Genomic DNA, 21,659 nt, shown 5'->3' with positions numbered 1-21,659 from the left:
GACCGGCCTTAGCTAAATTCGGCGATCAGTTCGACTTCGACCGGCGAGTCCAACGGCAGGACCGACACGCCGACGGCGGACCGGGCGTGCTGACCCGCATCGCCGAGGACCTTGCCCAGGAGTTCCGATGCGCCGTTGATGACACCCGGCTGGCCCGTGAAGGACGGATCCGAGGAGACGAAGCCCACCACCTTCACGATCCTGGTAATACGGTCCAGGTCACCGATTACGCTTTTCACCGCCGCGAGGGCGTTGACTGCACAGACTGCAGCGAACCGCTTGGCGTCTTCGGGAGAGACCGTCGGTTCGTCGGCGAAGCCTTCGGTGCCCGTGGACACCTTGCCGGTAGCTTCGAGTTTGCCGTTAATAAAGGGCAGCTGGCCGGAGGTGTAAACGTGGTTGCCGGAGATGACTGCCGGGACGTAGGCGGCCACCGGGGCCGCGACTTCCGGAAGGGTCAGTCCCAGCTCTGCCAGCCGCTGTTCCACGGCCGATACCGGTGCTCCGTTTTCCGCGCCGGAGGCCGAACTTTCCGCGCGGGCCGGGGATTCCGGCGCCGTGCCTGCGGGGCTTGTCATAACTACTGCTTCTCCCTCTTAAGGTAGGCAACGAGGCCGTTGCCGTCAGGACCGGTGACGACCTGGACGAGCTCCCAGCCGTCCTCGCCCCACTGGTCCAGAATCTGCTTCGTGGCGTGAATAATGAGCGGAATCGTGGCGTACTCCCATTTGGTCATGAGCTAAAGACTAGTCCTTGCCGGTAAAGTGGAAAACATGGCGACTGGTAAGAACCCTTTATTCGACACGGCCACCACCCTCGGAAAGATCCTTGCTTTCCTTGGCGTGAGCGCTATTTGTGGTGTCCTGGTAGCGGGCCTGCTGGTCCCGGCGGCCGCTGTTTCCGGCAGCACAGCCAGCGGTTCCATCGAATTCTTCGACACCCTCCCGGCGGAGCTGCAGGTGGACCCGCCCAGCCAGTCCACCAAAATCCTCGCTTCCGACGGAAGCCTGATCGCCAACCTCTACGCCGAAAACCGGACGCGCGTTGCACTGGACCAGATGTCGCCATTCATCAAGGACGCAGTGATCGCCATCGAGGACAGCCGCTTCTATGAGCACGGCGGCGTGGACACCACCGGCATCATGCGTGCACTGGTCAGCACCGCCCGCGGCAACAAGCAGGGCGCGTCCACCATCACGCAGCAGTACGTGAACAATGTCATCAACGCCTCACTTGAGGCCGAAGGCAACACCGAGGACATCAAGCTCAACGGCGTGAACAAGGGCGTTGGCGACAAGCTCCGCGAGATGAAACTGGCCATCGCCCTGGAGAAGAAATTCACCAAGGAGCAGATCCTCGAGGGCTACCTCAACATCGTGTTCTTCAACCGGGACGCCTACGGCATTGAAGCCGCGTCCAAGTTCTTCTTCAGCACCACGGCGAAGGACCTCACGCTCCCGCAGGCCGCGCTGCTGGCGGGCCTCGTCAACAGCCCGTCGTTCTTTGACCCCATCAACAACCCTGACAACGCGAAGAACCGCCGCGACCAGGTGCTCAAGGCCATGTACACCCAGAAAAAGATCACCCAGCCTGACTATGAGGCTGCGGTGGCCACCCCGGTGGAAACCAAGGTCACTCCTGCCCGCCAGGGTTGTGCCTATGCTTCCACCGCACCGTATTTCTGTGATTACGTCCTGCACCTGCTTCTGAATGACCCCAAGTACGGCGCCGATGACACGGAACGTGAGCGGAAGATCTTCCGCGGCGGGCTGACCATCACCACCACTCTTGACACCAAGGCGCAGAACGCGGCGCAGGCCCAGGTGGACGCCTCTGCCGGTGCCAACCCGGACAAGTGGGGCGCAGCGGTGGTCTCAGTCCAGCCGAACACCGGCAAGATCACCAATATGGCTCAAAACACTGTCTGGCTGCCTAATGACGGTAAGTTTGACACCAACATCAACTTCAACGTCGACAAGCTCGACGCCAACGGCGGCGACCTCAACGGCCTCGGCGGCGCACAGCCCGGGTCAACCATGAAGCCATTTACCTTCGCCGAATGGCTCAACGAGGGTAACTCGATGAGCACCGTTCTGAACGGCGCGGTTCGTCGCTATCCGCAAAACTTCCCGTGGAAGAACACCTGCGAGACTCCGACCGTTGGCTGGTATGACAGCACCAACGGCGACTCCAAGGACCTGCAGAACGCCGAGGAAGGCTACTACCGCTCGATGACGGTCCTGGACGGGCTGGCCAACTCCATCAACACCATGACCTTTGCCACTGCCGCCAAGGTTGACCTCTGTGGAATCCAGAAGATCGTGGACGCTGTCGGCCTCCACGAGGGCCTTCCGCAGCGGGATTCCGAGGGGAAGATCACCAACACGCAACCGCCCATCACCATGACGACGCTGGGTAACCTCCTTGGTTCCAGGCAAACGTCGCCGCTGTCGATGGCGAGCGCCTTCGCCACCTTCGCGAACGACGGTAAGTACTGCTCTCCGATCGCCATCACTTCTGTGACGGACCCTACCGGCGCCCAGCTTCCGGCCCAGTCCACGAGCTGCCGGGACGCGCTCAAACCGGAAGTAGCCCGCGGCGTGAACTACGCCCTGCAGGAAGTCCTCAACCGAGGCTCCGGCTCGCTGATCCAGCCCCGGATTTCCACGAGGACCAGTTTCCCCATCGCAGCCAAGACCGGTACCTCCAACAACAACGGCTCCACCTGGGTGGTGGGCCACACCACCGGCCTGGCCACCGCGGCGTGGTTCGGTGACGCGCTCGGAACCCAGCAGCGCGCCGGCCAGAACGTGACCGTCAACGGCAAGTTCTACACGGGCATCGACGGCTACATGATCGCCGGACCTATGTTCTCCAATTTCATGTCCCAGATAGCGCCCGCCTACGGCACCAACCCGTTCACGGCACCACCGTCCAACATGGTCAACGGGACCCCCACGCGGACCACCACCCCGACGACGCAAAGCACGGCACCGGCACCCGCGCCGGCCACGCAGGCTCCGTCGCCGGAGCCCAGCAAGGACAACGGCAAGGGCAACGGGTAGCGCACCGATGGGGGACAAAACAACGCTGGCAGGCCGCGCCCGGAGCATCGGGCGCGGCTTTGCCGTAACCGCAGCGGCCGGCGCGGCAGCCGGCATGGCCGCGACAGGGTACGGGCTGTGGGAAAAGAACCAGTTCGTCCTGCGCGAAGAGACCCTGCCCATCCTGCCGGCCGGTTTCGGTCCTTTCCGGATCCTCCACCTGAGTGACATCCACTTCGTCCCGGGCCAGAACCGGAAGGCCCAGTGGCTGTCGTCGCTCGCGGAGCTGGAACCGGACCTGGTGGTGAACACGGGCGACAACCTCAGCCACGCCAAGGCGATCGACCCCCTCCTGAAGGCGCTGGCGCCCCTCCTGGAATTCCCCGGCGTCTTTGTGCCCGGGTCCAACGACTACTTCGCGCCCACGATCAAGAATCCCGCCTCCTACTTCCTGGGTCCTTCGAAAGCCCAGAAGAAGCCCGTGGAACTCGACTGGCCCCGGCTGCGCTCCTACTTCGGCATGTCCGGCTGGGTGGACCTGACCAACCGCCACCAGTCCCTGGTGCTGAACGGCCTGCGTTTTGATTTCTCCGGCGTCGACGATCCGCACCTGGGCCTGGAGAGGTACGCCGGCTGGCCCCGCGGAACCAGAGGCCAGGACAGGACCCCGCACCTCCGCGTGGCCGTCATCCACGCCCCTTACCAGCGGGTGCTGGACCACTTCACCGATGACGGCGCCGACCTCCTGCTGGCCGGCCACACGCACGGCGGCCAGATCTGCCTGCCGGGGTACGGCGCACTGGTGGCCAACTGCGACCTCCCCACCTGGCGTGCCAAGGGACTCAACAACTGGGAAAGCAACGGCAGCACGACGCCGGTCAACGTCTCCGGCGGGATCGGCACCTCGCGCTTCGCACCGGTCCGCATCGCCTGCCGGCCCGAGGCCGTGCTGCTGACGCTGACGGAACGCTGAGCCCGGTTTCGAGGGGCTCAACCTCCGCCTGCAGTATTGCGGTACGCAATGACTGGGGAAGATTCCCGCGCGGTGCCGAATCCTGTGAACCGTGTCACTCGATGGCATAGGGTAGTTGCTAAAGGAAACTACATTCGCAGTTGAGCTTTAAGAAGCGGGCATGGCCAAGCAGACTCCATTCTTCACGTCAATCAGCCGACTCTATCCCCATGTGAAGCCGATCATCCCCCGGCTTGTGATGGGACTTTTGTGCGCACTCCTCGCCAGTATCGTGGCGCTGGCCATCCCCCAGGTCCTGCGGGTCCTCATCAATGACTCGCTCCGGCCGGGCGGCGCAACCGACGCTGTCTGGGTGGCCTCCCTGATCATCCTGGGCCTGGGCATCGCCGAAGCCGGGCTGGTTGCCCTCCGCCGCCAGTTCGTCATCAACCCCGCAACCACCGTGGAAACCCGGATGAGGGTGTCCCTCTACGGGCATCTGCAGGACCTGACGGTCTCCTTCCACGACCGCTGGGGTTCCGGGCAGCTGCTCTCCCGGGCCATGACGGACTTGAACTTCCTGCGCCGCTGGATGGCGTTCGGCGCCATCATGCTGGTGGTGACCAGCCTGACGGTGGTGATCGGCGTCGTCGTGATGTTTGCCATGAGCTGGCAGCTGGCACTGATTTTCCTGGCCGCGGCGGTGCCCATCATGATCTACGGCTTCCGGTTCAGGACCCGCTTCAGCAAGGTGGCCCGGCGCAGCCAGGACCAGGCCGGCGACCTCGCCACCACGGTTGAGGAGTCGGTGCACGGCATCCGTGTGCTCAAAGCGTTCGGCCGCAGCCGCGAAGCCCTGGAGAACTTCAACGAACAGGCCGAGGAACTCCGGCAGACCGAAATCGCCAAGGCGAAACACCAGGCCACCTTCAGCATGGTGGTCACCCTCCTCCCCGAGCTCGCCCTCGGCGCCGGCCTGGTGGTGGGCATCATGCTGGCCGCGGACGGCCGGCTCAGCATCGGTTCGCTGGTGGCGTTCTTCGCCACCGCGGCCGTGGTGGCCGCGCCCGTGGAATTCAGCGGCATGCTCTTGGCCATGGCGCTGACGGCCAAGACGGCCATCGACCGGCATTTCGAGGTCATGGACGCCGCCAACACCATCACCAGCCCGGAGCATCCCCGCGAACCCGGGCAGCTCAAGGGCGCGCTCAGCTTCAACGCGGCGACGTTCGCCTTCGAAGACGCCCCGGACAAGCCGATCCTCAAGGACGTCAGCCTGGACATCCGCCCCGGCGAGACCATGGCCCTGGTGGGCATCACCGGCAGCGGCAAGAGCGCGCTGCTGCAACTGGTCCCCCGCCTCTACGACGTCACGGCCGGCTCCATCACCATCGACGGCGTGGACCTGCGCGAGTTCTCCGTGGAACAACTGCGCACCGTGGTGGGCGTGGCCTTCGAAGACACCACCCTGTTCTCCAATTCCGTCCGGGACAATGTGCTGCTCGGGGCCAAGGAGCGGAGCCAGGAAACGCTGGAGGAAGCCCTGGACGTTGCCCAGGCCCACTTCGCCTACTCCCTACCGGAGGGCCTGGACACGCTCATCGGCGAGGAGGGCCTCAGCCTGTCCGGCGGGCAGCGGCAGCGCATCGCCCTGGCCCGTGCCATCGCCGCGAAGCCCAAGGTGCTGGTCCTGGACGATCCCCTGTCCGCCCTGGACGTCAACACCGAAGAACTAGTCGAAGCCCGGCTGCGCGAGGTGCTCGCCGACACCACCACCCTGATCGTCGCCCACCGGCCCTCCACCGTCGCACTGGCGGACCGGGTGGCGCTGCTCGAGGACGGCCGGATCGCCGCCGTCGGGACCCACGCCGAACTGCTGGCGCACAACGAGCACTACCGCTACGTGATCGCCAGCCTCGAAACGGAACCGCGGGACCTGGATTCCGAACTGTCCGAACTGTCCGAACTAACGGACGAGTCCGAGGAGATCTCCCGATGACCACCGCTACTTTCGGCACCGCCAACGAGGACAACGCCCACCTGAGCAAAAGCGAGAGCAAGGCCGTACGACGGCGGTCGCTCGCCTTGCTGGGGTCCCTGATCCGTCCCGTCCGGCTGAGGTTCTGGCTCACCATCACCATGGTGGTACTCTCCCAGGCCGCCCGGGTGGCCGGACCGGCGCTCATCGCCTTCGGGATCGACCATGCCATGCCGGCACTCCAGGACGGGGACAACATGCCGCTGGTGCTCACCGGCGTCGCATATCTTGCCGCTGCGGTTGCGACGGCCGGCCTCACGGCGCTGTACGTGACCTCGACGGCGAAGCTGAGCCAGGCGATGCTGCTGGACCTGCGGGTCCGGGTGTTCCGGCATACGCAGCGGCTCAGCCTCGAGTTCCACGAGAAGTACACCTCCGGGCGCATCATCGCCCGCCAGACCTCCGACCTTGAGGCACTGCGTGAACTCCTGGACTCCGGCGTCAGCTCGCTGGCCTCGGGGATGCTCTTTATGGTGTTCACCGCCATCACGGTGTTCGCCCTGGATTGGCGCAGCGGCCTCATCGTGCTGGCAGCAGGCGTGCCCATGTACTTCCTGGCCCGCTGGTACCAGAAGCACTCCCAGATCGCGTTCCGCGAATCCCGGGTAGTGTCCGCCCGGCTGATCGTGCACTTCGTGGAAACGATGACGGGCATCCGGGCCGTGAAGGCCTTCCGCAAGGAGCGCGAGAACGCTGAGCGCTACGGCGAACTGTCCGAGGACTACCGCAAGGTGACCGTACGCTCGATCAACCTCAACGGCGTCTTCCAGCCGGGGCTGGTGCTGATCGGCAACGTCTGCGTCGCCGTGGTGCTGCTGTTCGGAGGCTTCCGTGTGCTGGGCGGGGACCTCGCTGTGGGCGTGCTGCTGGCCTTGATCCTGTCCACCAAACGGTTCTTCCAGCCGGTGGACCAGATGGCCATGTTCTATAACTCCTTCCAGAGCGCCCAGGCGGCCCTGGAGAAGGTCTCGGGGCTGCTGGAGGAGGTTCCCACCGTGCGGCCGCCGAAGAACCCCGTAGCGCTCCCAGACGCCCGCGGCACCATCGACTTCAACGGCGTGGAGTTCCGGTACGGCGACGGCCCCGTGATCATCCCCCGGCTGGACCTGCACATTCCGGCCGGGCAGATCGTGGCCCTGGTGGGCCAGACCGGCGCCGGCAAGTCCACGCTGGCGAAACTGATCGCCCGCTTCTACGACGTGACCGAGGGGTCGGTGACACTGGACGGGGTGGACCTGAGGAACCTCACCACGCCGGACTTGCGGCGGAACGTGGTGATGGTGACGCAGGAGGCCTTCCTGTTCAGCGGCTCCGTGGCGGACAACATTGCGCTGGGCCGCCCCGAAGCCTCCCGCGAGGAGATCGAAGAGGCTGCCCGGGCAGTTGGCGCGCACGACTTCATCATGGAACTGCCCCAGGGGTTCGACACCGACGTCAACAAGCGCGGCGGGCGCGTCTCAGCCGGCCAGCGCCAGCTCATCAGTTTCGCCCGGGCGTTCCTGGCCCGCCCGGCGGTACTCATCCTCGACGAAGCCACCTCCTCCCTGGACATCCCGTCGGAGCGTCTGGTGCAGAGCGGGCTCGCCGGCCTGCTGGCGGGCGTGGCAGGGCACGACGCCGGCCGCACGGCCCTGATCATCGCCCACCGGCTCTCCACAGTGGAGACCGCCGACCGCGTCCTGGTGGTCCACGACGGACGCGTCGTGGAGGACGGTACGCCGGAGGAACTGATCGGCGGCGGCGGGCGATTCGCGGAGCTGCACGGGGCGTGGAAGGACTCGCTGGTGTAGCTCCCGCGGGGCTTCCGGGCGCCGATTTCACATGGCGGCCGGAATCGGATACTCTTGTGAAGTTGCTTTTGAAGCAACGGATCGGGATGTGGCGCAGCTTGGTAGCGCGCGTCGTTCGGGACGACGAGGTCGCAGGTTCAAATCCTGTCATCCCGACCAAAAGCAAGAGGGTCTTCCATTCGGAAGGCCCTCTTTGCGTTGCACCTGAGGCCGCATTGCTCCAGCGGTGCTGCTTGCGGCGCTGCCGCCCGTGGTCCGAGAGGCCCTCCAACGTGGAACGCTGGCTGGCCTGGCCGTCGCCCAGCAGGGGAACCCGTGGCTGGTTGGAGCCGTCGTCCTCCCGGCAATCTCCCCGCGTTTCATAGGTCTGGACCTGGTTCACGTACCGGTGCCTAAGCCGGAGCCCATAGGCAAAGAGCACCAGCGCCTCCAGCAGCAACGCAATGCCCGCCATCCCCCACACCAGGGTTCCGGCGTCGGCCGTTCCGCCCACCACGGCGATTATCGCCGACCCCGCCACGGCGGCCACGATCAGCGAGCTCCCGGCGACGGTCCACGCGGCATAGGCCCGCTTCAAGTCATTCGATCCCCTGCGCGTCATGACCCTCCCCCGCATCGTTTGGCCAAAAAAAATAGCTCCGGGACATGGTTCGCGCATGTCCCGGAGCTTGTGTTCCATTGCGGGAAGTACATCAACCGCCTACATCGGGTCCGGCCAGTTACCGATGTATGCCGGGAAAGACATGGGGTCCGGCCAGTTACCGATGGCCTGGGCAAACTGCATGGGATCGGGCCAGTTACCGATAGCGATGGTGCTTCCCAGCTGATCCGCCCAATTGCCGGTAGGACCTGCAGACAACACTGCGGGGGCTGCGGCTGAAAATGCCAGTGCGCCAGCCAGTGCGGCGGCGGCTGCAATCTTCTTCAACATTAGGTTTCCTCAATACGAGTCGGATTCGTTACAAAGTCAGCACTGCCCTTGTTGACATACATTGTAAAATGTTTTCCACAGAGACTGTCAAGCATTTGGTATAAAGACTGTCCGGAATAAGGAGGAAACCCGTGGGGAACGGATTCGGGGAGAAGCTCCGCGCCGAACGACTCGAACGTGGGTTGACGCAAGCAGAACTGGGAAAGGACCTCTATTCTCCCAGCTACATCTCCCTCTTGGAAACAGGCCGGCGTGAACCAACCGCCGATGTTATAGAAGAGTTAGCCCGCCGGCTGGAGCTGGCCCCCAAAGCGTTGGAAGCCTGGAGCCAGCCTATCTCGGTCAGCGACGCCGAGTATGTCCTGGCCGGGCTCTACGCCCGGCAGGCCTGGGACCTCCGAGACTACCCGCTCGCAGCGGCCCACGCCGCCACTGCCGCCCAGATCGCCCTCGAAGGCAAGAACACCAGCGCATGGTGGAACATGACCTACATGCAGGCGGAATGCCTGATGAAACAGGGCCAGCTGCAGGAGTGCCAGAACATCATGCAGCACCTCCTGGAACACCCCATGGCCACCGAGTCCGCCGGACTCGGGGTGCGCGCCCGGCAGATGCTGGCCGCAGTGTGCCACGGGCAGGGACAGCTGGCCACCGCCGTCGAGCATGCCCAGAAGGCCGTGGAACTGTGCTCGCAGCTGCCCAAGGGCTCCACGCTGATCATCGGCGCCTTGCGCGCGCTGATCGGCGCCCTGGCCGAGAGCGGCCGGCTGGACGAAGCCTGGACCTACTGCCAGGCCATGAACGACCAGATGGACGACCAATCCATTTCCCAGCTCGCAGGCGAGGTGGCGTGGGTGATCGGCAACGTGGCGTTTATGCGGCACGACTACCCCGAGGGCATCAAGTACCACGAGCGGGCCGCCAAGCTGCTCTCCCCGGCCAACGACATCGAACTGTGGGCCCGTTTCAACAAGGCCTCCGCGGCCGTCCGGCTCTCCTCCGGCATTGTGGAACCGGAAACCCTCTCCGCGATCGAGCGCGCCGAACTGGCGTTGTCGATCGTGGGCGGCAACAAGACGGACCAGCTCGAAGTGGCGTTCATCCGCGCGCGCTGGCTGTACCTCACGGGTGACATCCCGGCCGCCGTGGAGAAGCTGCGCGAGATCCACGCCGAGCGGAAGGCCCTGGCCCGTCACACCGCCGGCGAAGTGTCACTCCTGCTGGGGAAGTCGCTCAAGGCCGCCGGGGAATCGGATGAAGCCCTGGTGCTCCTCGAGGAAGCGCAGCAGGAATTCAGTGCCGCCGGCGCGTCCGACCGTGTCCAGCAGGCCATGGACGCCGTGCTGGAAATCAAACTCGCCCAGCGGCGCGCTGCCGCGGCCAAGGCCGCGGCAGAAGCCAGCTAGGCGAACGTCCGTCCGGTGAGCTTTTCGTACGCTTCAACGTAGCGGCCGCGCGTACGGCTCACCACGTCCGCCGGCAGTGCCGGCGGCGGGACGTCCGAAGCCCGGTCCCAGCCGGACTCGGAGGACGTCAGCCAGTCACGGACGTACTGCTTGTCATAGGACGGCTGGGCTTTGCCCGGCTCATAGGTGGCCGCGTCCCAGAACCGTGAAGAGTCCGGGGTGAGGACCTCATCGCCCAGGGTGATGACGCCCGTGGCCACGTCGAAGCCGAACTCCACCTTCGTGTCGGCAAGGATGATGCCGCGCTTCCGGGCGATTTCCTCGGCTTTGGTGTAGATCTCCAGGGTCAGTTCACGGAGGCGCGCGGCGACGTCTTCGCCCACCAGGCCCACCACGGCGTCATACGTGATGTTTTCGTCGTGCTCCCCCACCTCTGCCTTGGCTGACGGCGTGAAGATGGCTTCGTCAAGGCGGGAACCGTCCACCAGGCCCTCCGGCAGCGGAATGCTGCAGACGGTGCGGGACTGCCGGTATTCCAGCAGCCCGGAGCCGGTGAGGTAGCCGCGGGCGATGCATTCCACCGGGAACATGTCCAGCTTCTTGCAGATCATGGCGCGGCCCTCGACTGCTGCCGGGACGCCGTCCTCCACGGTGGAGGCCAGGACGTGGTGTTCCACGTCCAGCTGGTCGAACCACCACAGGCTCAGCTGGGTGAGGATCCGGCCCTTGTCCGGGATTTCGCTCGAGAGCACGTGGTCGTAGGCGCTGATGCGGTCGCTGGCCACCACGAGGACGCATTCCTGGCCGAACTGCGCCACGAGGGAATCGTCAGCGGGAACGTAGAGGTCCCGGACCTTCCCGGAGTAGACATGCCGCCAGCCCGGGAGGTCCAGTGTTTCGGTGTCCAGGCCGGCTTTGGGGGCCGCCTCGAGGGGGAAATTCTCAGTCATGCTATGCCTTCGCCTTCGTCACGGGCAGCGTTCCGGTGGCAGTGGATACCACCTTGATCTCGCCGCGCGCCGCCTTGCGCCCGATATCGGTGCGGAATTGTGCGCCTTCAAGCTGGATCAGCTCCACGCCGTCGTATGCCCGTTCGCGGGCCTCCACGAGGTCGGTTCCCAGCGCCACCACGGCAAGGACGCGGCCGCCGGCGGAGACCACCTTGCCTTCCTCGTCCAGCTTGGTGCCTGCGTGGATGACGTGCACGCCTTCCAGTTCGTCCGCCTTCTTAAGTCCGCGGATGCGGTCCCCGGTCCGCGGGGTGTCCGGGTAGTTCTCGGAGGCGACGACGACGGCGACAGCGGTGTCCTTGGACCAGCGCAGCTCTTCCGCCTTGTCCAGTTCGCCCTTGGCCGCTGCCAGGAGCAGCGACCCCAGCGGGGTCTTGAGCCGGGCCAGGACGGCCTGCGTTTCGGGATCGCCGAAGCGGACGTTGAACTCGATGACGCGTGTGCCGCGCGAGGTCAGCGCAAGGCCCACGAACAGCACGCCGACGAACGGGGTGCCGCGGTGCGCCATCTCGTTGACCGTGGGCTGGGCCACGCGGTCGATGACTTCCTGGACCAGGCCTTCCGGGGCCCACTCCAGCGGGGTGTAGGCGCCCATGCCGCCGGTGTTCGGGCCTTCGTCGTTGTCGAAGATGCGCTTGAAGTCCTGCGCCGGGGAGAGTGCCACGGTGTTGCGGCCGTCGCACAGCACGAACACGGAAACTTCGGGGCCGTCCAGGAATTCTTCAATCACCACGGAACCGCCCGCGTCGAAGCAGGTCTGGGCGTGGGCCAGGGCTTCGTCCCGGTTGTTGGTGACCACCACTCCCTTGCCGGCGGCCAGGCCGTCGTCCTTGACCACGTAGGGGGCGCCGAAGGTGTCCAGGGCGTCCGCGGCTTCCTCAGCGGTGCTCGCAACCCGCGCCATGGCGGTGGGCACTCCGGCCTCGGCCATGACCTGCTTGGCGAAGGCCTTGGATGCCTCCAGCTGGGCGGCCGCCTTGCTGGGTCCGAAGACCGGGATCCCTGCTGCGCGGACGGCGTCGGAAACGCCGGCGGCCAGGGGCGCCTCGGGACCGACCACCACGAGGTCCACCGTCAGCTTCGTGGCCAGGGCGGCAACAGCGTCCGGGTCGTTGGCGTCGATGGCATGCGTGGGGACAAGTTTGCCGATGCCGGCGTTGCCGGGAGCCGCGTGGACTTCCGAAACGTTGGGGTCTGCAAGCAGGGAGCGGACAATGGCGTGTTCGCGGCCACCGGGGCCAATGACGAGTACCTTCACAGTCTCCAAGGGTACTTTGTGCACCCGGTCCGCTCCTAAGCCGTGACCCGCCCCGGTCAATCCTTAACGCCGGCCGCTACGAACCTCCGGCATGAAGAAGCTCACGAACTGGCTCAAGGGCCCCACCGCGCTGGCTGCGCTGGCAGGCGTGGCCGCGGCCGCCGTCGTACTTTCCGTTGCGGAACTGATCGGTGCGTTCTTCACGGCGCGGGCAACGCCGATCATTGCCCTCGGCTCCACTTTCATTGACTTCACGCCGCCGTGGCTGAAGGACTTTGCCATCGCCACGTTCGGCACTAACGACAAGGCGGCACTGTTCGCCGGCATGGGGCTGACCATTTTCCTGCTGGCCTGCGTGCTGGGCGTGGTGGCCTACCGGAAGTGGGCGCTGGGCGTAGCCGGTGTCCTGCTGATGGGCGCCGTCATCGTCGCCAGTGTGGTCACCCGCGCGAGCGTGGAGCCGCTGGACGCCATCCCCTCGCTGATCGGCACCGCCGCCGGCCTGGTGGTGCTGCGCCTCCTGATGACGCGGCTGTGGCGGATGCGCCAGTGGCCCGGCGAGGCCGCCGATGTGGCAGCCAAGGGCACCGAACGCCCGGCCACAACGCGCCGCGCCTTCTTCGCCGCATCCGGGATCACTGCCGCGGCGGCCGCCCTCGCGGCCACCGGCGGCCGGCTGCTCAGCGCGGCACGCAGCAACATCGCCCAGGCCCGTGAATCCCTGCAGCTCCCGTCGCCGGCCAAGGCAGCCCCCGCCGTCCCGGCCGGAGTGCAGTCAGCCGCCCCGGGCGTCACCCCGTGGGTCACACCCAACAATGAGTTCTACCGGATCGACACCGCCCTGAGCGTGCCGGAGATCAACGCCCAGGACTGGGAGCTCCGGGTGCACGGCCTGGTGGAGCAGGAGGTCACGCTCACCTTCCAGGACCTGCTCGACGCCGAGCTGATCGAATCGCACGTGACGCTCACCTGTGTGTCCAATCCCGTCGGCGGAAACCTCGCCGGCAACGCCAAGTGGCTGGGCTTCCCCCTCCGCGAGGTCCTCAAAATGGCCCGCCCCACGGAGGGCGCCGACATGGTGCTGTCCACCTCCGAGGACGGCTTCAGCGCCTCGACGCCGCTCGAAGTGCTGCAGGACGACCGGGACGCCATGCTGGCGGTCGGCATGAACGGCGAGCCCCTGCCGCTCGAACACGGCTATCCCGTGCGCATGGTGGTCCCCGGCCTGTACGGCTTCGTTTCCGCCACCAAGTGGGTGGTGGACCTCGAAGTCACCCGCTTCGCGGACAGCAAGGCGTACTGGACTGACCGGGGCTGGTCCGAGCGCGGCCCTATCAAGACCATGGCCCGGGTGGAGGTGCCCAAGTCCTTCGCCCAGGTGGCGGCCGGCAAGGTGGCAATCGGCGGCACCGCCTGGGCGCAGACCCGTGGCATCACCAAGGTGGAAGTGCAGATCGACGACGGGCCCTGGACCGAGGCCGTGCTGTCCACGGAAGCGTCCGTGGTGACGTGGCGCCAGTGGTCCTTTGAGTGGGATGCCACCCCGGGACCGCACTACATCAAGGCCCGCGCCACCGACGGCACCGGCGAGGTCCAGACGGACAAGCGCGCCGATCCCGTGCCCGACGGTGCGTCCGGCTGGCAGTCGGTCATGGTGACGGTGCAATAGCCGGCCGTGGCCCCGTTGGCGGCCCGGGCAACAGCCGGGCCGCCGCCCGGATTTCCCGGGTTTCCAGCACCGGCACCATAGACTTTAGCCATGCCAGAAAATCCGCATGCCACATTCACAGTGGAGTCCGCCGTCGAACTGGCAGTCGTGGAACGGAGCGGTTTCGTTGAATCGCGGCACATCGGCTCAGCCGTGGTTCTTGCCGCCGACGGAACGGTCGTCACGCAGCTCGGCGACATCACCACCCCCATCTATGCCCGCTCGGCGCTGAAGCCGCTCCAGGCCCTCGCGGCCATGCAGGCCGGCGTCCCCCTGCGCGGCGCCCAGGTGGCCCTGGCCTGCGCCAGCCACACCGGGTCGCTGGACCACATGGATGTGGTGGAGGGGATGCTCAAGGCCGCCGGCGTCAAGGAAGACCAACTGCAGTGCCCCACCGCCTGGCCGCAGGACGAGAACGCCCGCCACTGGCTGATCCGGTCCGAGCAGGGCCGGTCCAAGCTCGCGTTCAACTGCTCGGGAAAACATGCGGCGTTCCTGTGGGCCTGCACGGAGAACGGCTGGGACACCCACAGCTACCTTGAGCCCAACCATCCGCTGCAGCAGCGCGTCCGCTCCGCGATCGAAGAGTATTCCGAGGAGCGGATCGCCCACCTGGGCATCGACGGCTGCGGCGCTCCGGTGGCAGCCATCTCGCTGACCGGACTGGCCCGGGCCTACTCGCGGCTGGCCAAGGCTCCCGGGGACAAAAACTCCAATGCCCGCGCCGCCACCATTGCCACCTCCATGCTCGACTACCCGTGGGCAGTACAGGGCAAGGGCGAGCCCAACACCATCGTGATGGACGAACTGGAGATCATCGCCAAGATCGGCGCCGAAGGTGTACTGGCCATGGCCACCACCACAGGCGTCTCCGTGGCCATCAAGGTCCTGGACGGAAACCTGCGTGCCACCACCCTGGTGGGGCTCACGCTGCTGGCAGCCTCCGGCGCCGTGGACATCCCGGGCGTCTCCAGCGTCCTGGAAAAAGTGGTGGAACCCGTGCTCGGCGGCGGCCGGCCCGTAGGCAAGATCCGGCTGGGCCACGCCGTCTCGGCCCTGTTGGACTGACATGGCCGTTTCACGACGACGCATTGAGATCGACGAAGGCCGCGCCGCGCTGGCCGCGTGGCTGGAAGCCGGCGTCCCGGCGTCCGGCGTCCCGGCGTCGGGCGTTCCGCGTGCGGTGACCGCGACGGCGGTGCGCTACACGCTCGAAGAGGTGACCGCCAGGGCGCCCGGCAATTCCGTGGAGGTCCGTGTTCCGCCGTTCGGCGTCACCCAGTGCGTGGAAGGCCCGCGGCACACACGCGGCACTCCCCCGAACGTCATCGAGTGCGACGCCGCCACCTGGCTGGCAATGGTCACCGGCCGGTTGAGCTGGGCAGACGCAGTAGCTTCGGGCAAAGTGTCCGCGTCAGGGCTCCGGGCGGACTTGTCGGAACTGCTCCCGCTCTAGCCTCCGGGAAGACGTTCAGCGGACCTCGGCCGGTAGTTCGGCGGCCGGGTGCGGGACGGTGTCCTGAAGCTTCGTGGACAGCGCAATCACCACGGCCAGCACAAACGCCAGCACCGCGATCAGCACGGACATGAATACCACGTGGCCGTAGCCCTCAATCCGCGGATCCAGGAACGGGTAGGGGTACCAGTCCGCGAAAGGGCCGCGGAGGAGGCTGTACACCAGGTACGCCAGCGGGAAGGCAAGCCAGATCAAGGACTCCTTCAGGGAGATCCGTTTCCGCGGCAGGTCCACGAGCCAGTCGATGACGATCACGGTGGGCATGGTGTAGTGCAGCACCACGTTGATCCACGGAACCGCGGTGTCCACCTCGATGTTGCTCAGCAGCAGGCTGTAGGTAATCCCGGTGATGGTCATGTACATGGTGGCGGCGCCGCGCAGGAGTTGCAGCCAGCGGGCGGTCCGTCCCTGCCAGGCGTACCAGCCGGCAATAGCGAACGTTGCCGTTGCGATGATGTTGGACTCGACCGTGAAGAAGCTGAAGAAGTTCAGCGGCCGGTAGTCGGCGATGTTCTGGACGTTGTACGTGAACTGTCCCACGAGTGCCGCCAGGCACAGCGCCGCGAAGAAGTACCGGAAAAGTGCAAGTCCCCTGTTTGCCGTCATGGGTTGATCCTAGGGCAGGCCCGCGGGCAGCCGGGGAAAAACGGGCAGCCCCGCCCCGGTGGGTTCCGGGGCGGGGCCGCTGTTCTTTTTTCAGGTGCCGCTATTCGTGGTTGATCGCGGCCGAACTGCGCTCCGGCGGAGCTGCGTGGCCGCCGGGCCGCGTCATTTGGAATCCGTGGATGTCCTTGGGATCGGGACCGCCGCGGAATTTGGGGGACGGTGCTTCGCCGCCGCTGATCCGGGCAAGCTCCTGGTCCTCGAAGTCGTCCTCGACGCCGAGCATGATGGCGGAGTCATGGTTGGTGATTTCGCCCCGGAAGGCACGGACCATAACGCTGCGGTCGAACTGGCCCTCCCATTTGGAGACCACGAACGTGGCCACGCAGTTGCCCAGCAGGTTGACCACAACACGCATGGAATCCATCAGGCGGTCCGCACCCAGGAGCAGGGCCACGCCGGCAACCGGGAAGATCCCGAGGGCGGCAGCGGTGGCGGACAGCGCGAGGAACGAGGAACCGGGCACTCCGGCCATGCCCTTGGAGGTCAGAAGCAGGACGCCCAGCGCGGCCAGCTGCTGGCCGAGGTCCAGTTGGTGGCCGAAGGCCTGCGCCAGGAAGAGCAGGGAGATCGACAGGTAGATGGCGGCGCCGTCGAGGTTGAACGAATAGCCGGTGGGAACCACCAGCCCGGTGGTGGCGCGAGAGCAGCCGGCGTTGGTCAGCTTGGTCATGATGCGCGGCATCACAGCCTCGGTGGAGGCGGTGCCGAGCGCCAGCAGGAACTCCTCGCGGGTGTACTTGAGGAAGTGCCAGAGCGGGACGCGGGCAAAGCCCCATGCCACGAGGAACAGCAGGCCAATGAAGACGATGGCCGCGCCGTAGCAGGCGGCAATGAGCAAGGCGTAGGTGCTGAGGGTGTCGAGTCCGTACTGGCCGATGATGAACGCCATGGCACCGAAGGCACCGATCGGGGCCACCTTCATGATCCAGGACATGATCTTGAAGATGAGTTCCAGGACGGTCTCCATGAGGCTGATGACCGGCATGCAGCGTTCGCGTCCGATGACGACGATGGCCGCGCCGAAGAACACCGAGAAGAACAGGACCTGCAGGAGGCTGTTGTTCGCGAAGGCGCCGATGACGCTGGTGGGAATGACGTCCAGGATGAAGGCTGCGGCGTCCTTCGGGACGGCATGGCCGGTCTTGGCGTCCAGGGCCTCCTGGGACAGTGTGCTCGGATCGATGTTCAGCCCGGCACCGGGCTGGACGATGTTGCCTACGATCAGGCCGAAGACCAGCGCGAACAGCGTGGCCGCGGTGAAGTAAAGAAGGGCTTTGACTCCGACCCTTCCGACCGCCTTGACGTCGCCTACGGCCGAAATGCCGGTGACGATCACCAGGAAGATCAGCGGCGCGATGATCATCTTGATGAGCTGGATAAATCCATCACCGAGAGGCCTCAGCTGCGAGCCGAGGTCCGGCCAGAAATGTCCGATAAGAACACCTGCCACGACGGCGATCAGAATTTGGAAGAAGAGCGACCTATACAGGGGCTTCTTCTTCGACGGCGCCGAACTCGCCTTCAGCGCCGCGGAATCTGGGATCTTCATTGATCTGTACCTATCAATCGGGAACAGCCCCGGAAATCGGGGTCTGTTTCCAAAGTAACCCCGCTCACATTATTCCGTAAGGGGAAATTGAGTTTTCACAATACGGAATTAGTTGGCACTTTGCGGGCACGAAAAAGCCACGGCTTCGGACACCCGCACCCTGGATCATGGGGTGCGGATGTCCGAAGCCGTGGCGGAAAGTAGCGGAGTCCCCGGCTGTCAGCCGCGGCCGATGAACGGCATGCCGGCGGCTGTAATCACCACCGAGCCAACACTGGCCGACGGCGGCATGCCGGCCATCAGGAGCACCGCACGTGCGGCGTCCTGCACCGGGAACGTGGGCTCCACCCTGCGGCTGCCGTCAGCCTGGAGGGCGCCGGAGTCCACGCCGATGGTGCCCATGATGTCCGTGGCCGTGTTGCCGATGTCGATCTGGCCGCACGTGATGCCGAACTCCCGGCCGTCCAGCTCGATGCTCTTGGTCAGGCCTGTCATGGCGTGCTTGGTCACCGCATAGGCCACGGTCCGGGGCCGCGGCGAATGCGCGGAAATGGACCCGTTGTTGATGATCCGGCCGCCCTGCGGCTCCTGGGCTTTCATCGCCCGCACTGCAGCGGCAGCGCACAGCATCGAACCGGTGAGGTTCACCGCCACCACCGCGTCCCAGTCGGCCACGCTGATCTCGTCCACTGACGCGGCCGGGCCGAACACACCTGCGTTGTTGAACAGGACGTCCACCCTCCCCCACTTCTGGAGGGCCGCAGCGAAAAGGCGCTCGACGTCGTCGGGCACTGTCACGTCGCACGGCACCGTCAGGGACTGGCGGTGGCCGGCCGCGGACTCCAGCAGCGGAGCCTCGCGGCGGCCTGCCAGCACCACGCGGTACCCCTCGGCCAGCATGAGCCGCGCCACCGCCCGGCCGATCCCGGAACCTGCTCCGGTCACGACGGCAACCGGCCCCGGCCGGTGGGGTGGAACGGGCCTGTGGGTTGCAGTCATTCATCGCTCCTTGGTTTGAGGGCCGGGCTTCCGAGGCCCGGCCTACCGCGCAGCAGGCACTTCCGCTGCCGTTACGGGCCAGCCTATGACCGTCTTGGGCCGCGGGGTGGCGTAGGTCCGGACTTTGGACGTGGACAACCCCAGCCGCACCAGGGACTCCGCGATGGTGACGGCCGCCGCCACGCCGTCCACCACCGGAACCCCGGCACGCTGGCGGATCTCCTCGTCCAGCCCGGCCATGCCGCCGCAGCCCAGGACAATGACCTCGGCCTTGTCATCGCGGACGGCAACCAGGGCCTGTTCGATGATCGCTTCCACGGCCCGCTCCGGCTCCTCCTCCAGCTCGAGGACAGCCATGCCGCTGGCCCGCACGGAGGCGCACCGGGCATCGAGGCCGGCCAGCTTCAGCCGGTCCTCGATCAGCGGAACCGCCCGGTCAAGGGTGGTGACCACTGAATACTTGTGCCCCAGGAACATCGCCGTGGAGGCTGCAGCCTCGGTGATGTCGACGACGGGGACGTCCAGGAGCTCTTGCAGCCCCTCCCGCCCGTGCTCGCCGTAGCCGGCCTGGATGACGGCGTCGAACGGCTCCGGGTAATTGACCACTGCGTCCATGACGGCGATCGCGGCGAGGTAGCTTTCGAAGTTTCCCTCGCAGGAGTCCGCGCCAAACCGCGGCGTGATCCCGACGATCTCCGTCCCGGGCGCCGCGACGGACCGCGCCTGGGCGGCAATGGAGTCGGTCATGGACTGCGTTGTGTTTACGTTTGCGACAAGAATGCGCATGTCTGTCTCTTCCGTTTTCCGTGCTGAACTTTTCCGTGCCGAACTTTTCCGCGCCGGGGTGTCAGTGCGTGCTCGCCACGGCGATGGACTCGCCGTCGACATCTTCCAGTTGCTGCGAGCGGTCCGCGATGAAGTAGTACACCACTGCAGCGATGCCGGCGGCAAAGAACCAGGCGAACGGCGCCGCGGCCTCCAGCGCGGGAACGAACGCGATCAGGAGCGCGACGGCGGCGGCCGGGACCAGGGCAATGATTGCCCGGGGGTTGACGCCCTTCTTGTAGTAATAGGCTCCGGCGGGGTCATCCGTATAGAGCTCGGGGACGTTGACCCGGCCGCGGCGCAGCAGCCAGTAGTCGGCCATCACAACGCCGAACAGCGGGCCGAGCAGTGCTCCGAGGCCGCCCAGGAAGTACACGATCACGAGCGGATTGTTGTACAGGTTCCACGGCAGGATGATGAGCCCGATGGAGCCGCTGACCCAGGCCGCTTTGCGGAAGTTCAGGTGCTTCGGGAACAGGTTGGTCAGGGCGTAGACGGGAGCCACGAAGTTGGCCATCAGATTCACGGCGATGGTCAGGATGAGGAGCGCGAGGCAGGCCAGGACCAGGAACAGGGTGTTGGGGATGGTCTGGACAATGTCCGACGGACTCTGGATCACCGTGCCGTTGATTTTGAACTGGCCGCCTGCCATGACCACCACGATGGCGCCGAAGAGGAGCATGTTGATGGGGATGCCCCAGAAGTTGCCACGCACCACAGCCTTCTTGGAAACGGCCGAGCGGGTGAAGTCGCAGAAGTTCAGCACAAAGGTTCCATAGATGGCCACCCAGAGGGCGCCACCGGCGAAAATGGTGCGCCACATGTCAGCGCCTTCGAGGGCGTTATCCGAAGCCCAGGCGATGGAGCCGCCGGCCTCCACGAAGATCCAGATGGCGAGGGCGGCCATGGTCACCAGGATGATGGGGCCGGCGAAGGCCTCGTACTTGCGGATCATTTCCATGCCGAAGCTGACGATGACCAGCTGGACGATCCAGAGGAAAGCGAACGCGGCCCAGCCGAGCGTCGAGAGGCCGAGGATGGAGTTGGTGTCCAGTTCGTGGAGCGAAGGGACCATGGCCACAAGCATGACGCGAAGCACTACTGACGCAAGGTACGTCTGGATGCCGAACCAGGCCACGGCCACGGCTCCGCGCAGAAGGCTGGCGATCTGGGCGCCCCGGATGCCGAAGCTGATCCGGCTCATGACGGGGAACGGGACGCCGGTCTTGACGCCCATGAAGCCGGAAAAGCTGAGGAGCGCAAACAGCAGGACCGCGCCGATACCAAGGGCGAGGAGGATCTGCCAGCCGCCGAGCCCGAGCGCGAACAGCCCGATGGCGAAACCATAGTTGCCGAGGCTGTGCACGTCGTTGGCCCAGAGGGTGAAGATGCTGTAGCTCGTCCAGCGCCGGCCCTGCCGCTTCGTCGGGGCAAGGTCGGTGTTGTAGAGGGTGGGGCTGATGGTGCGCCCGGATGCGGCGCTTGCTGATTCGCACAGGGCCTCGATGCCCTGTGCGTGATGGACCGGCTGTCCCGACGACTCTGTCGGGACAGGAGCCGTTTCGACGCCGACTGATGGGGTCGTCTGCATCTGGATCTCCAGTTCTAGGGATGGGTTGGAGGCGGAAGTCTGCGCCCCCGAAGCTTCGTTCCACATTATGGAAAATTGGTTTTGTGGAGTGGAATAACTTTATGACCTGCGTCACGCCGCGGTCAAGGAGGCCGCGCTGTCACAATCGGTCCGCAAGCATCCTTCGGGCCATCCGGGTGCGCCGCACGCCCTCCCCGCCTTGACCGCCCGCCCGCTCCTGCATAATCTCGAATGGCAAGAATGTTTTCTCACAATATGAAAACTTAGAGCCCAGACATTCAAAGATGAAAAGAGGCTGCCGTGGCTGCAGGAGAAGATACCTCCCATATCCTCAGCGGGTTGACTAACCAGCTGCCTGATCGTGATCCGGAAGAGA

The 21,659-nt window shown here is 65.7% G+C and carries 19 protein-coding genes and 1 tRNA gene; 10 read left to right on the top strand and 10 right to left on the bottom strand.

Features of this window, described 5'->3' with window-relative positions; genetic code table 11:
- Positions 1–8: 8 nt before the first annotated feature.
- Positions 9–578, bottom strand: a complete 570-nt coding sequence (locus PV761_RS15610; RefSeq protein ID WP_347898077.1) for a RidA family protein — start codon at positions 576–578, stop codon at positions 9–11.
- Between the two features lie 2 nt (positions 579–580).
- Positions 581–736: a DUF4177 domain-containing protein gene (locus tag PV761_RS15605; protein ID WP_011693223.1), complete on the bottom strand. Its 156-nt coding sequence runs from the start codon at positions 734–736 to the stop codon at positions 581–583.
- A 37-nt stretch (positions 737–773) separates the two neighbouring features.
- Between PV761_RS15605 and PV761_RS15600 the strand changes: the two genes are divergently transcribed.
- From PV761_RS15600 to PV761_RS15575, 6 genes are all read left to right on the top strand, one after another.
- A complete protein-coding gene (locus PV761_RS15600) occupies positions 774–3,065 on the top strand; it encodes a transglycosylase domain-containing protein (protein ID WP_347898075.1) in 2,292 nt (763 codons plus the stop codon).
- Between the two features lie 7 nt (positions 3,066–3,072).
- On the top strand, positions 3,073–4,017 hold the full coding sequence (locus PV761_RS15595; RefSeq protein WP_347898073.1) for a metallophosphoesterase: 945 nt from the start codon (positions 3,073–3,075) through the stop codon (positions 4,015–4,017).
- Between the two features lie 160 nt (positions 4,018–4,177).
- On the top strand, positions 4,178–5,995 hold the full coding sequence (locus PV761_RS15590) for an ABC transporter ATP-binding protein (protein WP_347898071.1): 1,818 nt from the start codon (positions 4,178–4,180) through the stop codon (positions 5,993–5,995).
- Entirely contained in the window at positions 5,992–7,824 is a 1,833-nt protein-coding gene (locus PV761_RS15585) for an ABC transporter ATP-binding protein (RefSeq protein ID WP_347898069.1), read from the top strand. Before PV761_RS15590 ends, PV761_RS15585 begins: the two co-directional genes overlap by 4 nt.
- A gap of 82 nt (positions 7,825–7,906) precedes the next feature.
- Positions 7,907–7,983: transfer RNA gene (locus PV761_RS15580), tRNA-Pro, on the top strand.
- 284 nt (positions 7,984–8,267) lie between these two features.
- Positions 8,268–8,390, top strand: coding sequence for a hypothetical protein (locus PV761_RS15575; protein ID WP_347898067.1), 123 nt, complete (start codon positions 8,268–8,270; stop codon positions 8,388–8,390).
- A gap of 134 nt (positions 8,391–8,524) precedes the next feature.
- Here PV761_RS15575 and PV761_RS15570 read toward each other — a convergent pair whose 3' ends face one another.
- Positions 8,525–8,755, bottom strand: coding sequence for a hypothetical protein (locus tag PV761_RS15570; RefSeq protein WP_028269884.1), 231 nt, complete (start codon positions 8,753–8,755; stop codon positions 8,525–8,527).
- Positions 8,756–8,886: 131 nt separating this feature from the next.
- Here PV761_RS15570 and PV761_RS15565 point away from each other — a divergent pair, with 131 nt between their 5' ends.
- Positions 8,887–10,161 carry a helix-turn-helix domain-containing protein gene (locus PV761_RS15565; protein WP_028269883.1) on the top strand — a complete coding sequence of 425 codons (1,275 nt, stop codon included), beginning with the start codon at positions 8,887–8,889 and terminating at the stop codon, positions 10,159–10,161.
- On the opposite strand, the gene PV761_RS15560 is transcribed toward PV761_RS15565, so the two are convergent.
- Positions 10,158–11,111 carry a phosphoribosylaminoimidazolesuccinocarboxamide synthase gene (locus tag PV761_RS15560; RefSeq protein WP_347898064.1) on the bottom strand — a complete coding sequence of 318 codons (954 nt, stop codon included), beginning with the start codon at positions 11,109–11,111 and terminating at the stop codon, positions 10,158–10,160. The genes PV761_RS15565 and PV761_RS15560 overlap by 4 nt on opposite strands.
- A gap of 1 nt (position 11,112) precedes the next feature.
- A complete protein-coding gene (purD, locus tag PV761_RS15555) occupies positions 11,113–12,429 on the bottom strand; it encodes a phosphoribosylamine--glycine ligase (RefSeq protein ID WP_028269881.1) in 1,317 nt (438 codons plus the stop codon).
- Between the two features lie 91 nt (positions 12,430–12,520).
- Here purD and PV761_RS15550 point away from each other — a divergent pair, with 91 nt between their 5' ends.
- From PV761_RS15550 to PV761_RS15540, 3 genes are all read left to right on the top strand, one after another.
- The gene (locus PV761_RS15550; protein ID WP_347898062.1) at positions 12,521–14,098 is read left to right on the top strand and encodes a molybdopterin-dependent oxidoreductase; all 1,578 of its coding nucleotides are present in this window, start codon (positions 12,521–12,523) and stop codon (positions 14,096–14,098) included.
- Between the two features lie 90 nt (positions 14,099–14,188).
- The gene (locus tag PV761_RS15545; protein ID WP_028269879.1) at positions 14,189–15,205 is read left to right on the top strand and encodes an asparaginase; all 1,017 of its coding nucleotides are present in this window, start codon (positions 14,189–14,191) and stop codon (positions 15,203–15,205) included.
- 1 nt (position 15,206) lies between these two features.
- Positions 15,207–15,593: a sterol carrier family protein gene (locus tag PV761_RS15540; RefSeq protein WP_347898060.1), complete on the top strand. Its 387-nt coding sequence runs from the start codon at positions 15,207–15,209 to the stop codon at positions 15,591–15,593.
- Between the two features lie 15 nt (positions 15,594–15,608).
- Here the strand turns inward: PV761_RS15540 and PV761_RS15535 are convergent, their stop codons facing one another.
- From PV761_RS15535 to PV761_RS15515, 5 genes are all read right to left on the bottom strand, one after another.
- Complete coding sequence (locus PV761_RS15535) at positions 15,609–16,259, bottom strand: Pr6Pr family membrane protein (protein ID WP_347898058.1); 651 nt, start codon at positions 16,257–16,259, stop codon at positions 15,609–15,611.
- Between the two features lie 100 nt (positions 16,260–16,359).
- On the bottom strand, positions 16,360–17,868 hold the full coding sequence (locus PV761_RS15530) for a cation:dicarboxylase symporter family transporter (protein ID WP_347898056.1): 1,509 nt from the start codon (positions 17,866–17,868) through the stop codon (positions 16,360–16,362).
- A gap of 219 nt (positions 17,869–18,087) precedes the next feature.
- On the bottom strand, positions 18,088–18,867 hold the full coding sequence (locus PV761_RS15525; protein ID WP_028269875.1) for an SDR family oxidoreductase: 780 nt from the start codon (positions 18,865–18,867) through the stop codon (positions 18,088–18,090).
- A 42-nt stretch (positions 18,868–18,909) separates the two neighbouring features.
- Positions 18,910–19,653, bottom strand: a complete 744-nt coding sequence (locus PV761_RS15520; protein ID WP_347898054.1) for an aspartate/glutamate racemase family protein — start codon at positions 19,651–19,653, stop codon at positions 18,910–18,912.
- Positions 19,654–19,714: 61 nt separating this feature from the next.
- On the bottom strand, positions 19,715–21,283 hold the full coding sequence (locus tag PV761_RS15515) for an NCS1 family nucleobase:cation symporter-1 (protein WP_347898052.1): 1,569 nt from the start codon (positions 21,281–21,283) through the stop codon (positions 19,715–19,717).
- Positions 21,284–21,659 lie beyond the last annotated feature (376 nt).

The sequence above is a fragment of the Arthrobacter sp. CC3 genome, assembly GCF_039907775.1.
Taxonomy (GTDB): Bacteria; Actinomycetota; Actinomycetes; order Actinomycetales; family Micrococcaceae; genus Arthrobacter.
This window is presented reverse-complemented; position numbering and strand designations above follow the sequence as displayed.